The 15,775-nt window shown below is 66.8% G+C and carries 19 protein-coding genes and 1 pseudogene; 10 read left to right on the top strand and 10 right to left on the bottom strand.

Features of this window, described 5'->3' with window-relative positions; all coding sequences use genetic code 11:
• The first annotated feature begins 196 nt into the window (after positions 1–196).
• From coxB to BM004_RS38985, 6 genes are all read left to right on the top strand, one after another.
• Positions 197–1,186, top strand: coding sequence for a cytochrome c oxidase subunit II (gene coxB, locus BM004_RS39010; RefSeq protein ID WP_093222077.1), 990 nt, complete (start codon positions 197–199; stop codon positions 1,184–1,186).
• The gene (gene ctaD / locus BM004_RS39005; protein WP_093222076.1) at positions 1,183–3,111 is read left to right on the top strand and encodes a cytochrome c oxidase subunit I; all 1,929 of its coding nucleotides are present in this window, start codon (positions 1,183–1,185) and stop codon (positions 3,109–3,111) included. The genes coxB and ctaD overlap by 4 nt, the downstream gene beginning before the upstream one ends.
• A complete protein-coding gene (locus tag BM004_RS39000) occupies positions 3,108–3,731 on the top strand; it encodes a cytochrome c oxidase subunit 3 (protein WP_093222073.1) in 624 nt (207 codons plus the stop codon). The genes ctaD and BM004_RS39000 overlap by 4 nt, the downstream gene beginning before the upstream one ends.
• A gap of 13 nt (positions 3,732–3,744) precedes the next feature.
• Entirely contained in the window at positions 3,745–4,689 is a 945-nt protein-coding gene (locus BM004_RS38995; RefSeq protein ID WP_093222071.1) for a cytochrome c oxidase assembly protein, read from the top strand.
• Complete coding sequence (locus BM004_RS38990) at positions 4,686–5,981, top strand: cytochrome c (RefSeq protein ID WP_093222068.1); 1,296 nt, start codon at positions 4,686–4,688, stop codon at positions 5,979–5,981. The genes BM004_RS38995 and BM004_RS38990 overlap by 4 nt, the downstream gene beginning before the upstream one ends.
• A 120-nt stretch (positions 5,982–6,101) precedes the next feature.
• Complete coding sequence (locus tag BM004_RS38985; protein WP_093222065.1) at positions 6,102–6,626, top strand: DUF4142 domain-containing protein; 525 nt, start codon at positions 6,102–6,104, stop codon at positions 6,624–6,626.
• Between the two features lie 51 nt (positions 6,627–6,677).
• On the opposite strand, the gene BM004_RS38980 is transcribed toward BM004_RS38985, so the two are convergent.
• Entirely contained in the window at positions 6,678–7,448 is a 771-nt protein-coding gene (locus BM004_RS38980; protein ID WP_256220277.1) for an ATP-binding response regulator, read from the bottom strand.
• Here BM004_RS38980 and BM004_RS42255 point away from each other — a divergent pair.
• Both BM004_RS42255 and BM004_RS42250 read left to right on the top strand, forming a co-directional pair.
• On the top strand, positions 7,424–7,669 hold the full coding sequence (locus BM004_RS42255) for a hypothetical protein (RefSeq protein ID WP_256220276.1): 246 nt from the start codon (positions 7,424–7,426) through the stop codon (positions 7,667–7,669). The two genes, BM004_RS38980 and BM004_RS42255, sit on opposite strands and share 25 nt — an antisense overlap.
• A 29-nt stretch (positions 7,670–7,698) precedes the next feature.
• The gene (locus tag BM004_RS42250; RefSeq protein ID WP_256220275.1) at positions 7,699–8,193 is read left to right on the top strand and encodes a hypothetical protein; all 495 of its coding nucleotides are present in this window, start codon (positions 7,699–7,701) and stop codon (positions 8,191–8,193) included.
• Between the two features lies 1 nt (position 8,194).
• On the opposite strand, the pseudogene BM004_RS38975 reads toward BM004_RS42250, so the two are convergent.
• The 7 genes and pseudogenes from BM004_RS38975 to BM004_RS38950 all read right to left on the bottom strand — a co-directional run.
• A pseudogene (locus tag BM004_RS38975) lies at positions 8,195–8,395 on the bottom strand (IS3 family transposase); the annotation flags it as partial.
• A gap of 18 nt (positions 8,396–8,413) precedes the next feature.
• Positions 8,414–8,626 (bottom strand): response regulator, encoded by a 213-nt coding sequence (locus BM004_RS42580; RefSeq protein WP_371271237.1) that lies wholly within the window; start codon positions 8,624–8,626, stop codon positions 8,414–8,416.
• 9 nt (positions 8,627–8,635) lie between these two features.
• The gene (locus BM004_RS42575) at positions 8,636–8,788 is read right to left on the bottom strand and encodes a hypothetical protein (protein WP_371271236.1); all 153 of its coding nucleotides are present in this window, start codon (positions 8,786–8,788) and stop codon (positions 8,636–8,638) included.
• Between the two features lie 112 nt (positions 8,789–8,900).
• A complete protein-coding gene (locus BM004_RS38965) occupies positions 8,901–10,604 on the bottom strand; it encodes a RecQ family ATP-dependent DNA helicase (protein WP_093222063.1) in 1,704 nt (567 codons plus the stop codon).
• A complete protein-coding gene (locus BM004_RS38960) occupies positions 10,604–10,945 on the bottom strand; it encodes a hypothetical protein (RefSeq protein WP_093222060.1) in 342 nt (113 codons plus the stop codon). Before BM004_RS38960 ends, BM004_RS38965 begins: the two co-directional genes overlap by 1 nt.
• A 12-nt stretch (positions 10,946–10,957) precedes the next feature.
• Positions 10,958–11,194, bottom strand: coding sequence for a DUF2934 domain-containing protein (locus BM004_RS38955; RefSeq protein ID WP_177206774.1), 237 nt, complete (start codon positions 11,192–11,194; stop codon positions 10,958–10,960).
• A gap of 168 nt (positions 11,195–11,362) precedes the next feature.
• Positions 11,363–11,848, bottom strand: coding sequence for a hypothetical protein (locus BM004_RS38950; protein ID WP_256220274.1), 486 nt, complete (start codon positions 11,846–11,848; stop codon positions 11,363–11,365).
• Positions 11,849–11,965: 117 nt separating this feature from the next.
• Here BM004_RS38950 and BM004_RS38945 point away from each other — a divergent pair, with 117 nt between their 5' ends.
• Positions 11,966–12,634 (top strand): PDDEXK nuclease domain-containing protein, encoded by a 669-nt coding sequence (locus tag BM004_RS38945; RefSeq protein WP_093222055.1) that lies wholly within the window; start codon positions 11,966–11,968, stop codon positions 12,632–12,634.
• 1,121 nt (positions 12,635–13,755) lie between these two features.
• On the opposite strand, the gene BM004_RS38940 is transcribed toward BM004_RS38945, so the two are convergent.
• Both BM004_RS38940 and BM004_RS38935 read right to left on the bottom strand, forming a co-directional pair.
• On the bottom strand, positions 13,756–14,376 hold the full coding sequence (locus BM004_RS38940) for an ATPase (RefSeq protein ID WP_093222052.1): 621 nt from the start codon (positions 14,374–14,376) through the stop codon (positions 13,756–13,758).
• A gap of 6 nt (positions 14,377–14,382) precedes the next feature.
• Complete coding sequence (locus BM004_RS38935) at positions 14,383–14,757, bottom strand: hypothetical protein (RefSeq protein ID WP_093222050.1); 375 nt, start codon at positions 14,755–14,757, stop codon at positions 14,383–14,385.
• A 527-nt stretch (positions 14,758–15,284) separates the two neighbouring features.
• Between BM004_RS38935 and BM004_RS38930 the strand changes: the two genes are divergently transcribed.
• Positions 15,285–15,635: a hypothetical protein gene (locus tag BM004_RS38930; protein WP_143072659.1), complete on the top strand. Its 351-nt coding sequence runs from the start codon at positions 15,285–15,287 to the stop codon at positions 15,633–15,635.
• Positions 15,636–15,775: the final 140 nt, after the last annotated feature.

Below are 15,775 nucleotides of genomic sequence, written 5' to 3'. Positions count from 1 at the left end.
CCGGCCTGGCGCAAGACAATTGCCGGCCGGCTGCACACACGTCGATTCGCGCCCGCCGCCGATTGGCAAGCGGCGACGCGTTTGCTAGAAAAACCGCTCCACTTCGAAGGTTCCGGTGCGCAACTCGGCCTGTCTTCTCGGTTTACACCCATTCGCCGGTCTGGAGCCGGCCTGGCGTGTTGCCGCGGACATCGGCATGTGGCTGTCCGGCACCGCCGCACACAGTGCGCTGCGGCCGGCCGGCGCGCAGGCTGCCCGGATCCACGAGCTCTGGCAGTTCACGCTGTGGATGTGCATGGCCGTGTTCGCGCTCGTGCTGCTGGCGCTCATCGTCGCGCTGGTGCGGGCGGCGCGACGCCCGTCTCGTGCGGCCGCCACCGCACCGGCGCCGGTCGGCGCGGAGACCGCGTCGCGCCGATGGGTCGTCGGCGCCACGGCGACCTCGGCGGTGCTGCTCGCCGTGCTGCTGGGCGCCGACATGCTCACCGACCGCGCGCTGTCGCGCCTGCCGGTGGCCGACGCGGTGCGCATCGACATGACGGCGCAGCAGTGGTGGTGGGAAGCGCGCTATCTCGGCAGCGACGGCAAGCCGGAGTTCGCCGTTGCCAGCGAGTTGCATGTGCCCGTGGGCAGGCCGGTCATCATTTCGCTCAAGAGCACGGACGTGATCCACACCTTCTGGGTGCCGAGCCTCCACGGCAAGAAAGACATGCTGCCCGGGCGCAGCACGCAGCTCGTGCTGCAGGCGGACAAGGCCGGCAACTACCGCGGCGAATGCGCGGAGTTCTGCGGGCTGCAGCACGCATTGATGGCGTTCAGCGTGACCGTGCAGTCGCCCGAGGCCTATGCCCGGTGGCGCGCCGGCCAACGCAGCCCCGCCGCGACACCCACGGCCACCGCCGCCAACGCGGACGCCGTGCGCGGGCAGCAGCTGTTCATGTCTTCGAACTGCGCGCAGTGCCACACGGTGCGCGGCACCGCGGCCGCGGGGTCGCTGGGCCCCGACCTGACGCACGTGGGCAGCCGCGCTCTCCTGGCCGCGGGCACCGTGCCCAACGAACCCGCCACGCTTGCGGCGTGGATCGTCGATCCGCAGTCGCTCAAGCCGGGCAGCACCATGCCGTCGAGCAGGCTGGCGCCCGATGAGGTGCGCGCCCTGGTCGCCTACCTCGGAGGCCTGCAATGAGCGCCGATGCCGGGCTGCTGCGCGACGGACCGCACGCCGGCGCGCAGGTGCGGCAGGCGCTCGCCGACACTTGGAGCGATCCACCCGGCTGGCGAGGCCTGCTGGGCGCGATCGATCACAAGACCGTTGCGCGCCGTTTCATCGTCGCGACCTTCGTGTTTTTCTTTCTCGGCGGAATCATCGCGCTGCTCATGCGGCTGCAGCTGGCCCGCCCGCAGTTGCATATCGTGAGCCCGGAGTTCTACAACCAGCTGTTCACCATGCACGGCACCACGATGATGTTTCTCTTCGCGGTGCCGGTGATGCAGGCGGTGGCGCTGTACCTGGTGCCGCTGATGATCGGCGCGCGCAGCGTCGCGTTTCCGCGCATGAACGCCTTCGCGTTCTGGGTCTTCGTGATGGGCGGTGCGTTTCTCTATGCGGGCTTCGTGCTGGGGTCGGGGCCGAACGCCGGCTGGTTCAGCTACGTGCCGCTGGCGTCGTCGGACTATGCGCCCGGCAAAGGGGTGGACATCTGGGCGCAGATGATCACGTTCACCGAACTCTCGGCGTTGCTGGTGGCCATCGTGCTCATCACCACGATCTTCAAGATGCGCGCGCCGGGCATGACGCTGGCCCGCATGCCGCTTTTCGTGTGGGCAACGCTGGTCACGCAGTTCATGGTGCTGTTCGCGATGCCCTCGGTGATGCTGGGCAGTACCGCGCTGATCCTCGACCGGCTGGTGGGAACGCATTTCTACAACCCGGTGCGCGGCGGCGACGTGCTGCTCTGGCAACACCTGTTCTGGTTTTTCGGTCACCCCGAGGTGTATCTCATCTTCGTTCCGCCGCTGGGCTTCATCTCGTCCATCGTCGCGACCTTCGCACGCCGGCCGGTGTTCGGCTACCGGGCCATGGTGCTCGCATTGATCGCCACCGCATTCCTTGCCTTCGGCCTGTGGGTGCACCACATGTTCGCCACCAACCTGCCCGAGGTCGGCAAGGCGTTCTTCACCGCGGCGAGTCTGGCGATCGCGGTGCCCTCGGCCCTGCAGATCTTCTGCTGGATCGCCACGCTGTGGCAGGGGCGGATCGTGCTGAAGACGCCGCTGTACTTCGTGCTGGCGTTCTTCGTCATCCTGGTGGCGGGCGGCATGACCGGCCTGATGCTCGCCTCGGTCTCGCTGGACCTCCAGTTGCACGACACATATTTCGTGGTCGCGCACCTGCACTACGTGCTGCTCGGCGGCGCGGTGTTTCCGCTTTTCGGCGCGGTGTACTACTGGTTTCCGAAGTTCACCGGGCGGATGCTCGGCGAGCGGCTGGGCCTCTGGCACTTCTGGCTGTTCTTCATCGGGTTCAACGTGGCGTTCTTCCCGATGCACCTGCTGGGCCTGCACGGCATGCCGCGGCGGATCTGGACCTATCCGAAGGGCCTCGGGTGGGAATCGATGAACAGCCTGGCGAGCATCGGCGCGCTCGTGATCGCAGCGGGCATGGCCTTGTTCCTCGTGAACGTCGCGCTCAGCCTCTGCCGCGGCGCCCGGGCGGCCAGCGATCCGTGGAACGCGGGCACGCTCGAATGGAGCGTGCCGAGCCCGCCGCCCGCGCACAACTTCGACGCGATACCCGTGGTGCACGGCACCGAACCGCTGTGGGGTCCCGCGAAGGAGCCCCCGCATGTGGGTGGCCTGGCCGCCGACGCGCGCGAGGTGCTGGTGACCAGCGCACGCGCGGCGCATCCGCAAAGCCGGCCGCTGTTTCCGAAGCCCTCGGTGTGGCCCTTCGCGAGCGCGGTGGCCACCACCGCGCTGTTCGTCGGCTCGGTGTACACGCCGTGGGCGGTGGTGTGGGGCGCCCTGCCCCTCACCCTGGCCGTCATCGGCTGGTTCTGGCCCGATCGCGCCGAAACGGCACGGGCCCTCTCGCTGGAGCGCCGGCCATGATGCAAGCCGACGCGAAGGGAACCGGCGCCGGCAAGGTGCTCGATGTGAGCGCGCTCCCGAGCTACAGCTTCGGCGCCGGCAGCCTGATGTGGTGGGGCACCATGGGGATGATGCTGATCGAAGGCACGGTCTTCGCCATCGCGGTCATGATGTATTTCTACCTGCGCGGCACGGCCGTTGAGTGGCCCATCGACGCCGTGCCGCCCGAGCTGCGCTGGGGCACGCTCAATACCGCCATCCTGCTGGTAAGCCTGTGGCCCAACGAGATGGCCAAGCGCGCCGCGCAACGCGAGGACCGCGGCCGCACGCGCATCTGGCTCTCGGTCTGCGTGGTCTTTGCACTCGTTTTCCTCACGCTGCGCGCGCTGGAGTTCACCACGCTCAACGTCAGCTGGCAGGCCAGCGCCTACGGCTCGATCGTCTGGCTGTTGCTCGGCCTCCACACCACGCACCTCGTCACCGACACCATCGACACGGGCGTGCTCGCCGTGCTGCTTTTTACCGGCCCGTTCGAAGGCAAGCGCTTTGTCGACGTGTGCGAGAACGCGATGTACTGGTACTTCGTGGTGGGAAGCTGGTTGCCGATCTATGCGGTGATCTACCTGGCGCCGCGCGGCTGACAGGCAAAAGCGCATGGCCCATCCGACATTGCCGGCCTTGCGCCCGCAAGCCACGCTGGTTTCGGCGCTCCTGTGGCCGGGGCTGGCGGCGGCCCATGTGATCGACCCTTCGGCACCCGCCGGATGGTCGCTCGCCTGGAGCTTCGATCCGGTGGTCGTCGGCGCGCTCGCGATGAGCCTCGTCCTGTATGCATGCGGCTTCTGGCGGCTGCAATCGCGTTCCGGGCCCACGGCGCGCGCACTGCGCCGCCGGCACGTCGCCGCATTCGCGGGCGGATGGGCAACGCTCGTCCTGGCGCTGGTCTCGCCGCTGGACGCGCTGGGCGCAGCGCTGTTCTCGGCGCACATGGTGCAGCACGAACTGCTCATGCTCGTCGCGGCTCCGCTGCTGGTGCTCGGCAGGCCCCTGGGGGTGTGGATGTGGGCGCTGCCGGCGGGCTGGCGCGCGGCCGTCGGCGTGGCCGTGCGCTGGCGTCCGGCGAAGGCGGTCTGGGGCTGCGTCACCGCGCCGCTGGCGGCCTGGCTGCTGCACGCCGCAGCACTCTGGCTCTGGCATGCGCCAAGATTCTTCCAGGCCGCGCTGCTGCATCCGTGGATCCACACCTTGCAGCACACGAGCTTCCTGGTGAGCGCGCTGTTGTTCTGGTGGAGCATCTTCGGCCGGCGCAGCGGCGGCGAGGCCGGTGCGTTTTCGATGCTCTCGCTGTTCACGACCATGGTCCACACCGGCGCCCTCGGCGCACTGCTCGCGCTCGCGCCGGGCCTCTGGTATCCGTTGTACGTGGAGCCTTCGTCGGCGCTGGGCTTCGACCCGCTGCAGGACCAGCAGATGGGCGGCCTGGTCATGTGGGTCCCCGGGGGCGTCGCCTATCTCGTGGGCGCACTGGTCATTGCGGCGCGCTGGCTTGTCGCCGATCGCCCGGCGGAGGGCGGCGCCTTGTTGCCGAAGAGCCCATGACCATCGATCGGAAACGTCTCGCCTGGTGCGCACTGGCCGCAATCGGCGTGCTGCCGGTGGCGGCGGGCGCACAGGTGTCCGCGCCGCCTGGCAGCGAATTGCTCGCGCGTGGCGAGTACCTCGCGCGCATCGGCGGCTGCGCCAGTTGCCACACCATGCAGCGCGACGGCATTCCGTTTGCCGGCGGCCGCGCCCTCTCGACGCCGCTGGGGCCGATCATCAGCACCAACATCACGCCCGATCCGAAGCAGGGAATCGGCCGCTACACCTTCGCCGACTTCGAACGCGTGATGCGCGAGGGCACGGCGCCGGGCTCACGGCACCTCTACCCGGCGATGGCGTACACCGCCTACACCAAGGCCACGGACGAAGATCTGCGCGCGCTGTTCGCGTACCTGATGCACGCGGTGCCTGCCTCGGACTACGCGCCGCCAGCGACCAAGATGCCCTTTCCCTTCAACCAGCGCTGGGCACTGCGGTTCTGGAAGGCTGCGTTTCTTTCGCGCGGCACGTACACCGAAAATCCGGGTCGCGATGCCGAATGGAACCGCGGCGCCTACCTGGTGCAATCGTTCGGCCACTGCGGCTCGTGCCATACCCCGCGCGGCATGGCCTACCAGGAGCGCGGCTACGACGAGTCGGCCAAGAGGTTCCTCACGGGCATGGTCAACGACAACTGGTATGCCTCCAACCTCACCGGCGACCGGGGTGCCGGCCTGGGACGCACCGACGCCCGGAGCATTGCGAGCTTTCTTCGCACGGGCTATGCCGATGGGCGCTTTGCCTTTGGCTCGATGGCCGAAGAAGTCGAGAAAAGCCTGCAGCACCTGACCCCCGCGGACGCGAAGGCAATCGCTGGCTACTTGAAGAGCCTGCCCGCGCGGCGCAACGAAGGCGGCTACACGGCCAGCGACGAAAGCGCCCGCACGCTGGCACAGGGCAATCACACGCTGGATGTCGAATCAACGGGTGCCGGCGTCTACCGGTCGTTTTGCGCGCAATGCCACCATCCGGATGGCAAGGGCGTCGCCGGTGTCTTTCCCCGCTTGGCCGGCAATCCCACGCTGTTGAGTGAGGACCCCACGTCGATCGTTCGCGTGGTGATCCAGGGCGGCACCAGCGCGGCCACCGCCACAGGGCCGGCGCTCCAGGCCATGCCCGGTTTTGCATCCACCCTGACCGATGTGCAGATGGCGCAGGCCCTCACCTATATCCGCCAGGCGTGGGGCAACGATGCAGCACCGGTGAAGACCGGCGACGTGACCAAGCTCAGGGCTGCGCTGAAGAATTGAGCCGCCGCCGTCCTTCGCCGTTGGCGTTCTCGTTGCGCCTGCTTTCAGACATTTCCTACGCGACGAACGCAAACGCACGTGCAGATTTCACGCGTCGCAACTCTTCTATGGAGGCTTTTCATGATGCTCCGTCTTCATCCCTTGCTCTTCGGCACCACGCTTGCAACCAGTCTTCTTCTTGCACCTGCTTCATGGGCGGCGGACAAGCTCACTGCCGCCGACGCGTCCATGCTCAAGGACATTGCCGAGGCCAACATGGCCGAAGTCGAAACCGGAAAAATGGCGCTTGAAAAATCGTCGAATGTCGAGATCAAGAAGTTTGCCCAGATGATGGTCGACGACCATGCAAAAGCCTTGGGCGACGTGAAGACGCTCGCCTCCGCCAAGGGCGCCGACCTGCCGAACGGTCCCGATCTCAAGCACAAGGCCGTGGCGCTCGAATTCAAGGCGCTCAGAGGCGAGACCTTCGACAGCCGCTATGTGAAGCAGGCCGGCGTTGGCGACCATGAAGCGACCGAAAAGCTGTTGAAAAAGACCCAGGCCGAAGCCACGGATGCTGACCTGAAGGCTCTTGCGGGCAAGATGCTTCCGGTGGTGCAAGGCCATCTGAAGCACGCGCAACAGCTCGCGGCGAATGCGAAGTAACCCGCTCCACACCCGCCGGCGCCCTTCGACCGGGCGCGGCCGCGGCCGCGATCAGAGCCGGCTGATCGCGGCCTTCAGTTCCTCGATCGACGCGGGCTTCGGCAGGTGCGCATCGAAGCCGGCTTCGAGCGCACGGCGTGCGTCCACCCGGCGTCCGTAGCCGGACATCGCCACCGAGCGCAGGTCGCGTGTGGCCTCCTGCCGCCGGACCTCGCCGATGAGCTGGAAGCCGTCCATCTCAGGCATGCCGAGGTCGGACACCAGGAGGTCGTAGCGTGGCGTCTGCAACAGCGCCAGGGCTTCCTTGCCGCTCGCAGCGGTGTCGACGACAGCGCCTTCCAGGCGCAGCACTTCAGCAAACGGCACCAGGGCCTGGGCGTAGTCGTCGACCGCCAGCACGCGCCATCCTTTGAAGTCCACGTCGGCCGACGGTGCCTCGCGCGGCGCTGGCACCTCGGCGCCGACCTGCGGCAGCCACACGATGAACTCGGCACCCTGGCCGGCGCCGTCGGATTTCGCTTCCACGTGGCCGCCGTGGGCCACTGCCAATTCGTGCACCAGCGCAAACCCGATGCCCAGGCCGCCGTTGAGCGCCACCCCATCGTGGGCCTGGTTGAACATGCCGAACACATGCGGCGGGAACTCGGGCGCGATGCCGCACCCGCTGTCGGTGACGGTGAGCCGTGCAAAGCCCTCGTCGGCCCCACGCGAACGGCGATGCGCCCGCCGTCGGGCGTGAACTTGGCGGCGTTGCTCAGCAGGTTCCAGGCAATCTGCTCCACGCGGACGCGGTCGCCATGGCAAGCCACCCCGGCCTCGCACTGCACGTCGAGTTCGATCTTCTTGGCGGGCACGCCCGCAATGGCGGCCGCCGCGGCGATTTGTGCCAATTCGCCCAGGTCCACCGTCACCCGGTTGAGCCGGAGCTTGCCGGTGCGGATGCGCGACAGGTCCAGCAGGTCGTTGATGATGCGCGACTGGCTGCTCACCGCACGCCGGATGGCATCGCCGAGCCGGCGCACCGACGGGTTTTCGGCGTGTAGGGAGAACCATAAGGTGAGAAATCGCCCCCTTGCAGATCTACTCGAATCTGTTCGCTGTGGACTACAAACGCCGCGACCCGCGCAGGTACACCGCTGTATGGCCTGTTGTCCGCCTGCTCTCGAAGGTCCTGCTCGCCATCCAAATAGAGGTCTTGCGGCCAGACTTGATCGTCTTCGCGAACGGCATCGACTCGGCCGACGTCAGGCGCGAGTTCTTCCCTCACTACCACCCCACCAAGAATCCATCATCTTTTAGGTGCACTGGTTCGGACGATTGCGAGGCGTTTGGCATTGGCAAAGGACATCAGTGGAGCTTCTGGTTGGACCGAAGCATCCGCTGCTACCGGGTTCACCACCCCTCGGCCTGGTGGCGCACCGGCAACAAAGCAACCGCGGCCGGCGAAAAGCTCTTGCAGCTGTTGCGCAGTCATGCGGCTTTTGCCAAAGCATGCCTTGAGAACGAAGCAGCGTTCGTGAAACTCCGACTGAATCGCCCCGGCTTTCATGGAGGCCGGTTGGTTTAAGTCATGCCGCCATCGTGGCGGTCTGACTGGCGAGTTGCCGGTAATAGTTTGCCTCAGCTTCTGCAGGCGGGATGTAGCCGATGGGTTCGAGCAGGCGATGGTGGTTGAACCAGGACACCCATTCGAGCGTCGCGAACTCCACCGCCTCCTTGGTCTTCCACGGTGCCCGACGATGGATCAGTTCGGCCTTGTAGAGGCCGTTTGGACGAAGATACGGCTCCTACGGGCCATTGAGTTCGGCCAGAAAGTCGAGCAGGCCGTCGATTTCGGTGGACTTGTCGAAGACCGCGCCCGCGCCGAGCAGCAGCGCCCTGCGCCGGTTCTCTTGCGTCGCATAGTTGGAAAAGATCACCACGCGCTGATGCGGCTCGCGCACACGGCAGCGGTCCACGACGTTCAGTCCCGACCCCTCGCGCAAGAAGAGGTCGACCACGGCCCCGTCTCAGTGGCCGTCATGCGCGTCGAGCCAGGCCATGGCGTCTTCCTCGGTTTCCGCGATGCCTTCCACCCGCGCGGCCGAGAGGCTCTCGATGGTCGGAATGAGGTTGTCGCGAATGACTTGGTTGTCTTCCACGAGAACGGCGGTGACGGGCATGGTGAAGTGCGTTCCGGAAGACGTTTGAGAATGTTGGAGGGCCGCCCGCAATGGCGGGGTTTGTAGGAACGCGCAGGCGCATCGAGTGAGACATCCCGTCTTCCTCGCCAAGTCACCGGGCTCTCGCGGCGGTCACATAGTCGGGGTGGAAGCTGCGTTGGCTGCCGTCCGCAAAGGCGACCGTGACCGACGAGGCGTCCGACGCGACGACGACGCCGGCGCCGAATCGCTTCACCCTTACCGCCTCGCTCGCGGCGAACGCCCGCAGCCGTTTGCCGGCCGGCGTCGCGCTCTCGCTCACCACGATCGGTTGCGCCATGGCGGCCTCGTGCGCCGCGATGCGCCGGCAGTTGTCGCAGGTGCCGCAGCGGTTCAGCTCGGCACGCGGGTCGAGGTCGCTCAGCAGCAACTGCCAGCGGCATTGCCCCGACTGGGCATACGCCACCATGCGTTCGAGCGTCTCGCGATCCTGCAGCCGCCGCAGCTTGTAGGCCTCGAGCACCTGCGCCAGGTCGACCTTGACGGCCGCGCGCCGAACCGCCGACAGGCGTCCGTGCCGGTCGGTCTTGAGCATCCCCTCCTGCTTGAGCACCGCGATGCCCGACTGCATCCGGGCCCGCGGACGGTCCAGGGCGGCGAGCAGGCTGGCCACCTTCCAGCCTTCGGCCTCCGGTGCGTTGGCGAGCACCTGCCGGTAGATCGCGTCGAGGTCTTCGAGCTGCGGGTACCTTCCGGCCAGAAAGAACTGCTGCACGGTCCGGTCCTTGCCATGAAACAGCAGCACGCAACTCGCGTCCTCGCCGTCGCGTCCGGCCCTGCCCGCTTCCTGGTAGTAGGCATGCAGGCTCGACGGCATCTGGCAATGCAGGATGAAGCGGATGTCGGGCTTGTCGATGCCCATGCCGAACGCGTTGGTGGCCACCATGGTGCGCACGCTGCCCGACATGAAGTCCTCCTGCGCCGCGTTGCGTTCCCGCGTGCCGAGCTTGCCGTGGTACAGCGCCACGGATTCGTCGCGCGCCTTCAATGCGTCGAACGCCTGCTGTGCGGCCTTCACCGTCGCGGCATAGACGATGCCGCTTCCCGCCGCCTGCTGCACGAACTCCACCGTGCGGCGCAGCCGCTCCTCGTCGTCCATCGACTGCTCGACGGCGAAATGCAGGTTGGCGCGGTAGGCGCCGGTTTCGATTCGCCCGGCACGCGGGATGTCGAGCAACTTCATCACGTCGGCGGCCACGGCCTCGCTCGCCGTTGCCGTGAGCGCAAGGACCGGCGGGCTGCCAAGCCTGCGGATCGCGGGGCCGATCTCCAGGAATGCCGGCCTGAAATCGTGGCCCCATTGCGAAATGCAGTGCGCTTCGTCGACCGCGACCAGCGCCACCGGATGCGCGCCCAGTTGCTGCAGAAAGTCCGGGTCGGCCAGCCGCTCGGGCGTAGTCAACACGATGCGTGCGTCACCCCTCTCGATGTCCATTTCAGCCTGCGTCAACTCCTCGGCACCGAGCGAGCTGTTCACCTGGACCGCATGGATCCCGAGTTCACGGAGCCGGTCGCATTGGTCCTTCATCAATGCGATGAGCGGCGACACCACGACAGTGCGCCCTTCGAGCAGCACGGCGGGCAACTGATAGCAGAGGGACTTTCCGGCGCCCGTGGGCATCACGGCGAGCGTGGACAAGCCCGCCATGACGCGCCCGATCACTTCGGGCTGGCCGCCGCGCAGCCGGGTGTGGCCGAACACGGTACGAAGGGTGCGGTCCACGCGGTGCCACGACCGCTCCTGGCTGGCCGGCGCCCCAACAGGTCGGGCGGGCATCAGGCGTTCCCGGCGTCTTCGTCGCCCTCTTCGCCTTCTTCGCCTTCTTCGCCTTGCTCGCCCTCGCCCCGTTCAACGGCAAGGTCTTCGGCGCGCGCCTCCTCGGGGTCATCTACCGCCGCGGACACCTCCTGCGCCGCGTGCGGCAACACGCCCACGCGATCGGGAAGGATGTCGGCGTTGGTCGCCTCGTCGCTTTGCGGCTCGGCCGACGCGTGCTCTCCGGTTCCCGCCGCATCGCTGCCGCTGTCGCTGGAGTCGCTGGGGCCCAGGCTTTCTTCGTCCGTGCCCTTCGGTTCGATGGGGGCGCGTTCGCCGCCCAGGATGCTGCTGGTTGCCATGTGGATGGGTCCTCAGGGCTTTCCGGGGGCGCGGCCCGCGATTTCGGCTTCGGCCTCCAGCCAGCCCTCCGCCTCATGGCCGGCCCCACCGCCGCGTCGCTCGTACCTCGCATTGGCGGCACGACGGATGGCTTCTTCACGCGAGCCCGTCTCGGCGTTGACGCTCGCTGAGTCATCGCCGGTGCCGGTGCCGGTGCCGACGCCGGAAAGGGCTTCATCGCCCGAACTCGTAACCGGCTTGCTGCTCATCGTGGGTCTCCTGAACATGGGGTTGAATCGGTGCCAATCGGTACGTGCCGCACGCCCGCGCACCACGAAGATGCATAGCGCCTGGGCGCCGCCGTGTCGGACGATCGCCCGACACGCGCGTGCGGATTGCGCACCGGCGCGATAGATGTCATGGAGCGGTCGCCACGTTCACGAGGCCGTGGCGCTCGCCCAATACTCCTTGGCCACGGCCTTCAACGTGCGCAAGGCCTCCAAGTCCCCGTGCCAGAGTGCCGCGAAATACGCCTTGGCCTCTGCCAGCGACACATCGGGCGGCAGCGGAATGGCGGCGTCGGTCACCATCTCCAGCAGCATGGGCCTGTCGGCGGCAAAGGCGGCGTCCCATGCGGGACCGACGGCTTCGGGCGTGTCCCAGAACACGCGCTGCGGGCTCCCCGGTGTCGCCTCCACGTGCGTGCGCTCTTCGAGTTCGCGCCACCAGCGCGCGGTGTCGCCTTCGTTGCCGCGGCGCCACGCCCCGTGCGCCTTGGGCTGCAGGAGCGGCAGCAGCGGCAGCAGCGGCAGCAGCGGCAGCAGCGCGGCCAGGGTGACGCGGCTGTCGCCGACCAGGCCCAGTTCGACCGGGTACCGGACCTGCTCGGCGTTGGTCACCATCTGCACGAACTCGTGCGCCACGTCTTCGACATCCTGCGGCCGCCACGGCAATGACGACGAGGTTGTCCTTTCGGTCCGGCTAGCTGTGGCGCGTGAAGGCACCCTCAAAGCGTCGCCTCACGAGGGACCAGCACGTACTTGAGCGAGCGGCCGCCCCTGCGTCTGGCCGTTCAGGAGCACTGGGGCAAGCGCGAACTCGTGCGGCAGTTTCGCCTGGCGGCTTTCGAGCAGGCCGTGCTGACGCCCGCTCAAGTGTCACCGGCGGTGACACAACTTCATGGACAGGCGGGAGCGGACCTGTTCAAGGACGCTTACGCGCTCGAATTCCTGAACCTGCCAGTTGTGCATACGGAAGCCGACCTCCACCGGGGCTTGCTGGCCCAGCTGCGCACGTTCCTGATTGAGCTCGGACGGGATTTTTGCTTCGTCGGCTCGGAATTCCCGCTTCAGGTGGGCGGGCGGGATTTCGCACTGGACCTATTGTTCTTCCACCGCGGGTTGAACTGCCTGGTGGCAATCGAACTCAAGGTCGAGCGCTTCGAGCCCGAACACCTTGGCAAACTGAACTTCCACCTGAAGGCGCTGGATCGCAACGTCCGCAAGCCCCACGAGAACCCCGCCATCGGCGTCCTGCTCTGCGCCTCCAAGGACAACGAGGTCGTCGAGTACGCGCTGAGCCGCACGCTGTCACCGGCGCTCGTGGCGCAATACAAGACGCAGCTGCCCGACAAACAGCTGCTCGCAGCCAAGCTGCACGAGTTCTACGGACTCACGACCTCGGCGCCCGACACGTCAGCGGATCGCTGAGCAATTTGCGCGCGATCGAGAAACCTGTCCATGCGTTTTTCTCGGCAGTGACCGAAGACAACACTCCGCGGTGCGTCTGCATCGAGGAGGCGGGAACCCGGTTCATGCTGGACGCGCCTTCCGATGTAGTTCCATTCGGGGGCAATCATTGCGGTGATGTCGGTCACATGAGGCGATTGAGCTTTGCATGAGCGCGGCGGAACGCGGCTGGACGCCTCGCTGACCGGCTCCGAAGTCAGAGCGCGTCGGCGATCTGCCCCAAGGCCTGCTCAGCAGGCAAAGCGCAAAAGGGAAAGACTTTTCAGCCCCTGCAGATCACACCCTGTCGCAGCGCAGCGCTCCAGATCGCCGCAGGCGCGCGGTACGCGCCGAGCACGCGACAAGCGCGCAGCGCCTCGCCTTGAACGCGAGAACGAGGGCGCAGCCTCAGGGCTCACAGGCAAGCTGGCGGACGACAATTATCTTGAGCGGTCGACGACAACTATCGCAAGCGTCTTGAACGTGCCTGCATCCGATCCCTCCAACGTCAGCGCACCAGCCCGCCGCCGAACACGCCACTTGGGCATAGTCGGCACGACAGGATTCGCGACTTCTCCGCCGGCCGCTTGCGTCCCCAGGCTTTGGGCGACGGACAGCCGGCGCTGGGCATAGCAATCGCCCATCGTGCACTTCGGTCCGAGCTGTGCCCCTGCGGCCGTCTCCACGCTTCGTCAAATGGGAGATACGGTCAGGGCGAGACGCATCGAGTCAGGGCTGACGCAGGAAGCTTTGTTCCGAGGCGACACGCCGTCAAGCGCCATCGACCTTCATCTGCGCATCGCCAAGGTCAGGTCTTGGTTTCAGGCTGCGAGATGTCGACGACGGCCCCACCTCCGTCATCGCACGTCCCGGAAAGACGCTGCCCCGCGCACGCTCTGTGCTGTCGCGTGCCTCGGTGACCGCGATCGCGAGCGACAGGTTCCAGGGGACGGTTTTCCGACCGGGCGCAGCGCTGCCGCGCCATGGTGCTGGCAGTGCGCGGCCCCGTGCTCCCTTGTGCGGGCGCGACGGGACGAGGTGCCTACGTCGTTGCTGGCCGCGGCAGTTCACGAACGATCCGATCGGCACGGCCCCCGAAAAAGCTAAGCCAACGCGGCGGCCATGATCGGCTTGGCCCATTGCGGCACCTGGTCCAGCGGAATGTGAAACGCGATGCGGCCGCCTTCCATGTGCAGCAGCAGCCGAGGTTGGGGTTTGCATCCGGCCTTGGGATCGCCCTCGGCGCTGTTGTCGTAAAGGCGCAGACTCGCCAGCCACGGCAGCAGCCGGATCAGGTTGGCGCGACTGGTCTCATAACGCTCGCGAATCTTCGCCTCGGGAATGTCATGGCCGCCGGCGACCACGCGAGAGCGCACGCGTTGCAGATGGAGTTCCGGCGAGGACAGCCCGGCGTACCAAAGATGCACCTGCGCCCCCTGCCGTGCGCCGTCGACCAGCATCTGGGGGATCGTGCGGGCACCCAAAGTCGTCTCGAAAGCGAAGTTCTGGCCCTCGGCCAGCGCCCGCGCGAGACCCTTGCGCCCAATTTCCCAGGCCTGGGCATTGGCAGCCTCGGGCGCCAACCGCGGATTGGCATCGAGCAGCACGCGCGCGGCCAGATCAGGGTTGAAATAGTCGACCTTCTTGTGCAGCAGGGCCGCGCCGCCCACGCTGCTCTTGCCGGCCCCGTTGACGCCGGCAAGCACAAAAATGCGCGCTGACATCAGCGATCAGCGGCTTGTCGCATCGCGGGGCTGGGCGGTGGCCGCCGCCATCGCCGCCTCGCCGAGTTCCGAAGGATCCATGGCGAAGGCATCCGCCATCGCCTGAGCGGCTGCCTCGCCTTGCATGTGCGCGAACATGTCGTCGAAGCGGTGCGTGAGCGCGTCAAGATCTGGCTCGGACGCCTGCTCCATCTGCAGATAGCGCTCCACCGACATCAGCACCATGGCGGGCCGCTCGTGGCGCGTGATCACCACCGCGCCGCGTGCCATGACCGTGGTGGTCACCGCCTGCATGCCCGAGGCGAGCTTGGTTGCGGAGAACGAAGGCAGGTTGCGCGACAGGCGCTCGATCCGTGCGGTTTGGACGATAGGTGCAGACATGCGAAGAATCCTCAAATTCCTGGTTTTGCCTATTTTACCCATTTTCGTAATTCACTGGATCTTCCACCTCGAGGCGGCTGGCCCAGGAACCGAAGAACTCCAGCGCCACATGCCTTGTCGCCCGGGCATCGGCAGGACCCTCAGCACGCCAGCCGCGCGATCCGCCGCGTCAACCCCGAAACATGTGCTTTCGCGGCAGGAGGTCCAGCGCAGGGCGCCGGCGGTCTTTGCCGAGCATGCGGCCGGGATCACCGGTCCGCGACGGAAGGGTACGAAGAGTAGGAAGAAAAGGAGGAAGAAGAAGTTGTGATCGGAACGACTCGCGTGCTGCGTGACGTGGGCGAGGAGTCTTCGGCAGCGCGGTCCGCGTTAGAGGCGCACATCGCGAGCGTGCACCGAGCGGATAAAATGCGGGCCGCCATCCCGCATGCGCCGGCTGGCGGCCACGCCAGCGCAGCGGAATGCCGCTCGGCGAGACGTTGCGTATAGCGCCAGGCCCATCGCGCCCCGCCCACGAAAGAAAGAAATTGAACACCACCGCAGACCCAGACATGTTCCAGCGGGGATACCGCGCGGGCGACAAGGCGACTGTGGATCTGTCGGACGAAGAAAACGAGACCCTGCTCAGGGTCTTCAAGGCAGGTTTTGTGCATCGCCGCGCGGAGCGCGCGGCGCTCGCTACGGGAAGCTTGAGTCCGGCCTACATGGGTCAGGAAGCCGCACACCGCGCGGGACTGAACGCCGACGACTTCACACCCTACGTCAGCATCGCGGCCATGCGAGACTGGGCGGAGGTACTCGGTGGACGCCCTGTCACCACCTCACACGCGCAGCGCAGCGGCCAAGCGCCGCGGGACATCTGGAACACTGGCAAGTGAGGAGCGCGGACCGCGCCTAGATCAGCGCCCCTGTCGGCGTGGGCTACCGCTTCACCTCATTCGGCCAAGAATAGGCCGGCGCGGGATGCGAAAGGTGGCGATTCTGGATCAAAAGGTGAGAACTGTGCGTCTCTCGAACT

The sequence above is a fragment of the Variovorax sp. OK212 genome (assembly GCF_900112425.1).
GTDB lineage: Bacteria > Pseudomonadota > Gammaproteobacteria > Burkholderiales > Burkholderiaceae_C > Variovorax.
This window is presented reverse-complemented; position numbering and strand designations above follow the sequence as displayed.

Coding starts and splice junctions, on each gene's coding strand:
- BM004_RS38940 (WP_093222052.1), bottom strand. CDS start 14,376: ATGTCAGCGCGCATTTTTGTGCTTGCCGGCGTCAACGGGGCCGGCAAG.
- BM004_RS38965 (WP_093222063.1), bottom strand. CDS start 10,604: ATGCCCGCCCGACCTGTTGGGGCGCCGGCCAGCCAGGAGCGGTCGTGG.
- BM004_RS38995 (WP_093222071.1), top strand. CDS start 3,745: ATGGCCCATCCGACATTGCCGGCCTTGCGCCCGCAAGCCACGCTGGTT.
- BM004_RS38990 (WP_093222068.1), top strand. CDS start 4,686: ATGACCATCGATCGGAAACGTCTCGCCTGGTGCGCACTGGCCGCAATC.
- BM004_RS39000 (WP_093222073.1), top strand. CDS start 3,108: ATGATGCAAGCCGACGCGAAGGGAACCGGCGCCGGCAAGGTGCTCGAT.
- BM004_RS38985 (WP_093222065.1), top strand. CDS start 6,102: ATGATGCTCCGTCTTCATCCCTTGCTCTTCGGCACCACGCTTGCAACC.
- ctaD (WP_093222076.1), top strand. CDS start 1,183: ATGAGCGCCGATGCCGGGCTGCTGCGCGACGGACCGCACGCCGGCGCG.
- BM004_RS42255 (WP_256220276.1), top strand. CDS start 7,424: ATGGCAAGCCACCCCGGCCTCGCACTGCACGTCGAGTTCGATCTTCTT.
- BM004_RS42575 (WP_371271236.1), bottom strand. CDS start 8,788: ATGCCCGTCACCGCCGTTCTCGTGGAAGACAACCAAGTCATTCGCGAC.
- BM004_RS38955 (WP_177206774.1), bottom strand. CDS start 11,194: ATGAGCAGCAAGCCGGTTACGAGTTCGGGCGATGAAGCCCTTTCCGGC.
- coxB (WP_093222077.1), top strand. CDS start 197: ATGTGGCTGTCCGGCACCGCCGCACACAGTGCGCTGCGGCCGGCCGGC.
- BM004_RS38935 (WP_093222050.1), bottom strand. CDS start 14,757: ATGTCTGCACCTATCGTCCAAACCGCACGGATCGAGCGCCTGTCGCGC.
- BM004_RS38960 (WP_093222060.1), bottom strand. CDS start 10,945: ATGGCAACCAGCAGCATCCTGGGCGGCGAACGCGCCCCCATCGAACCG.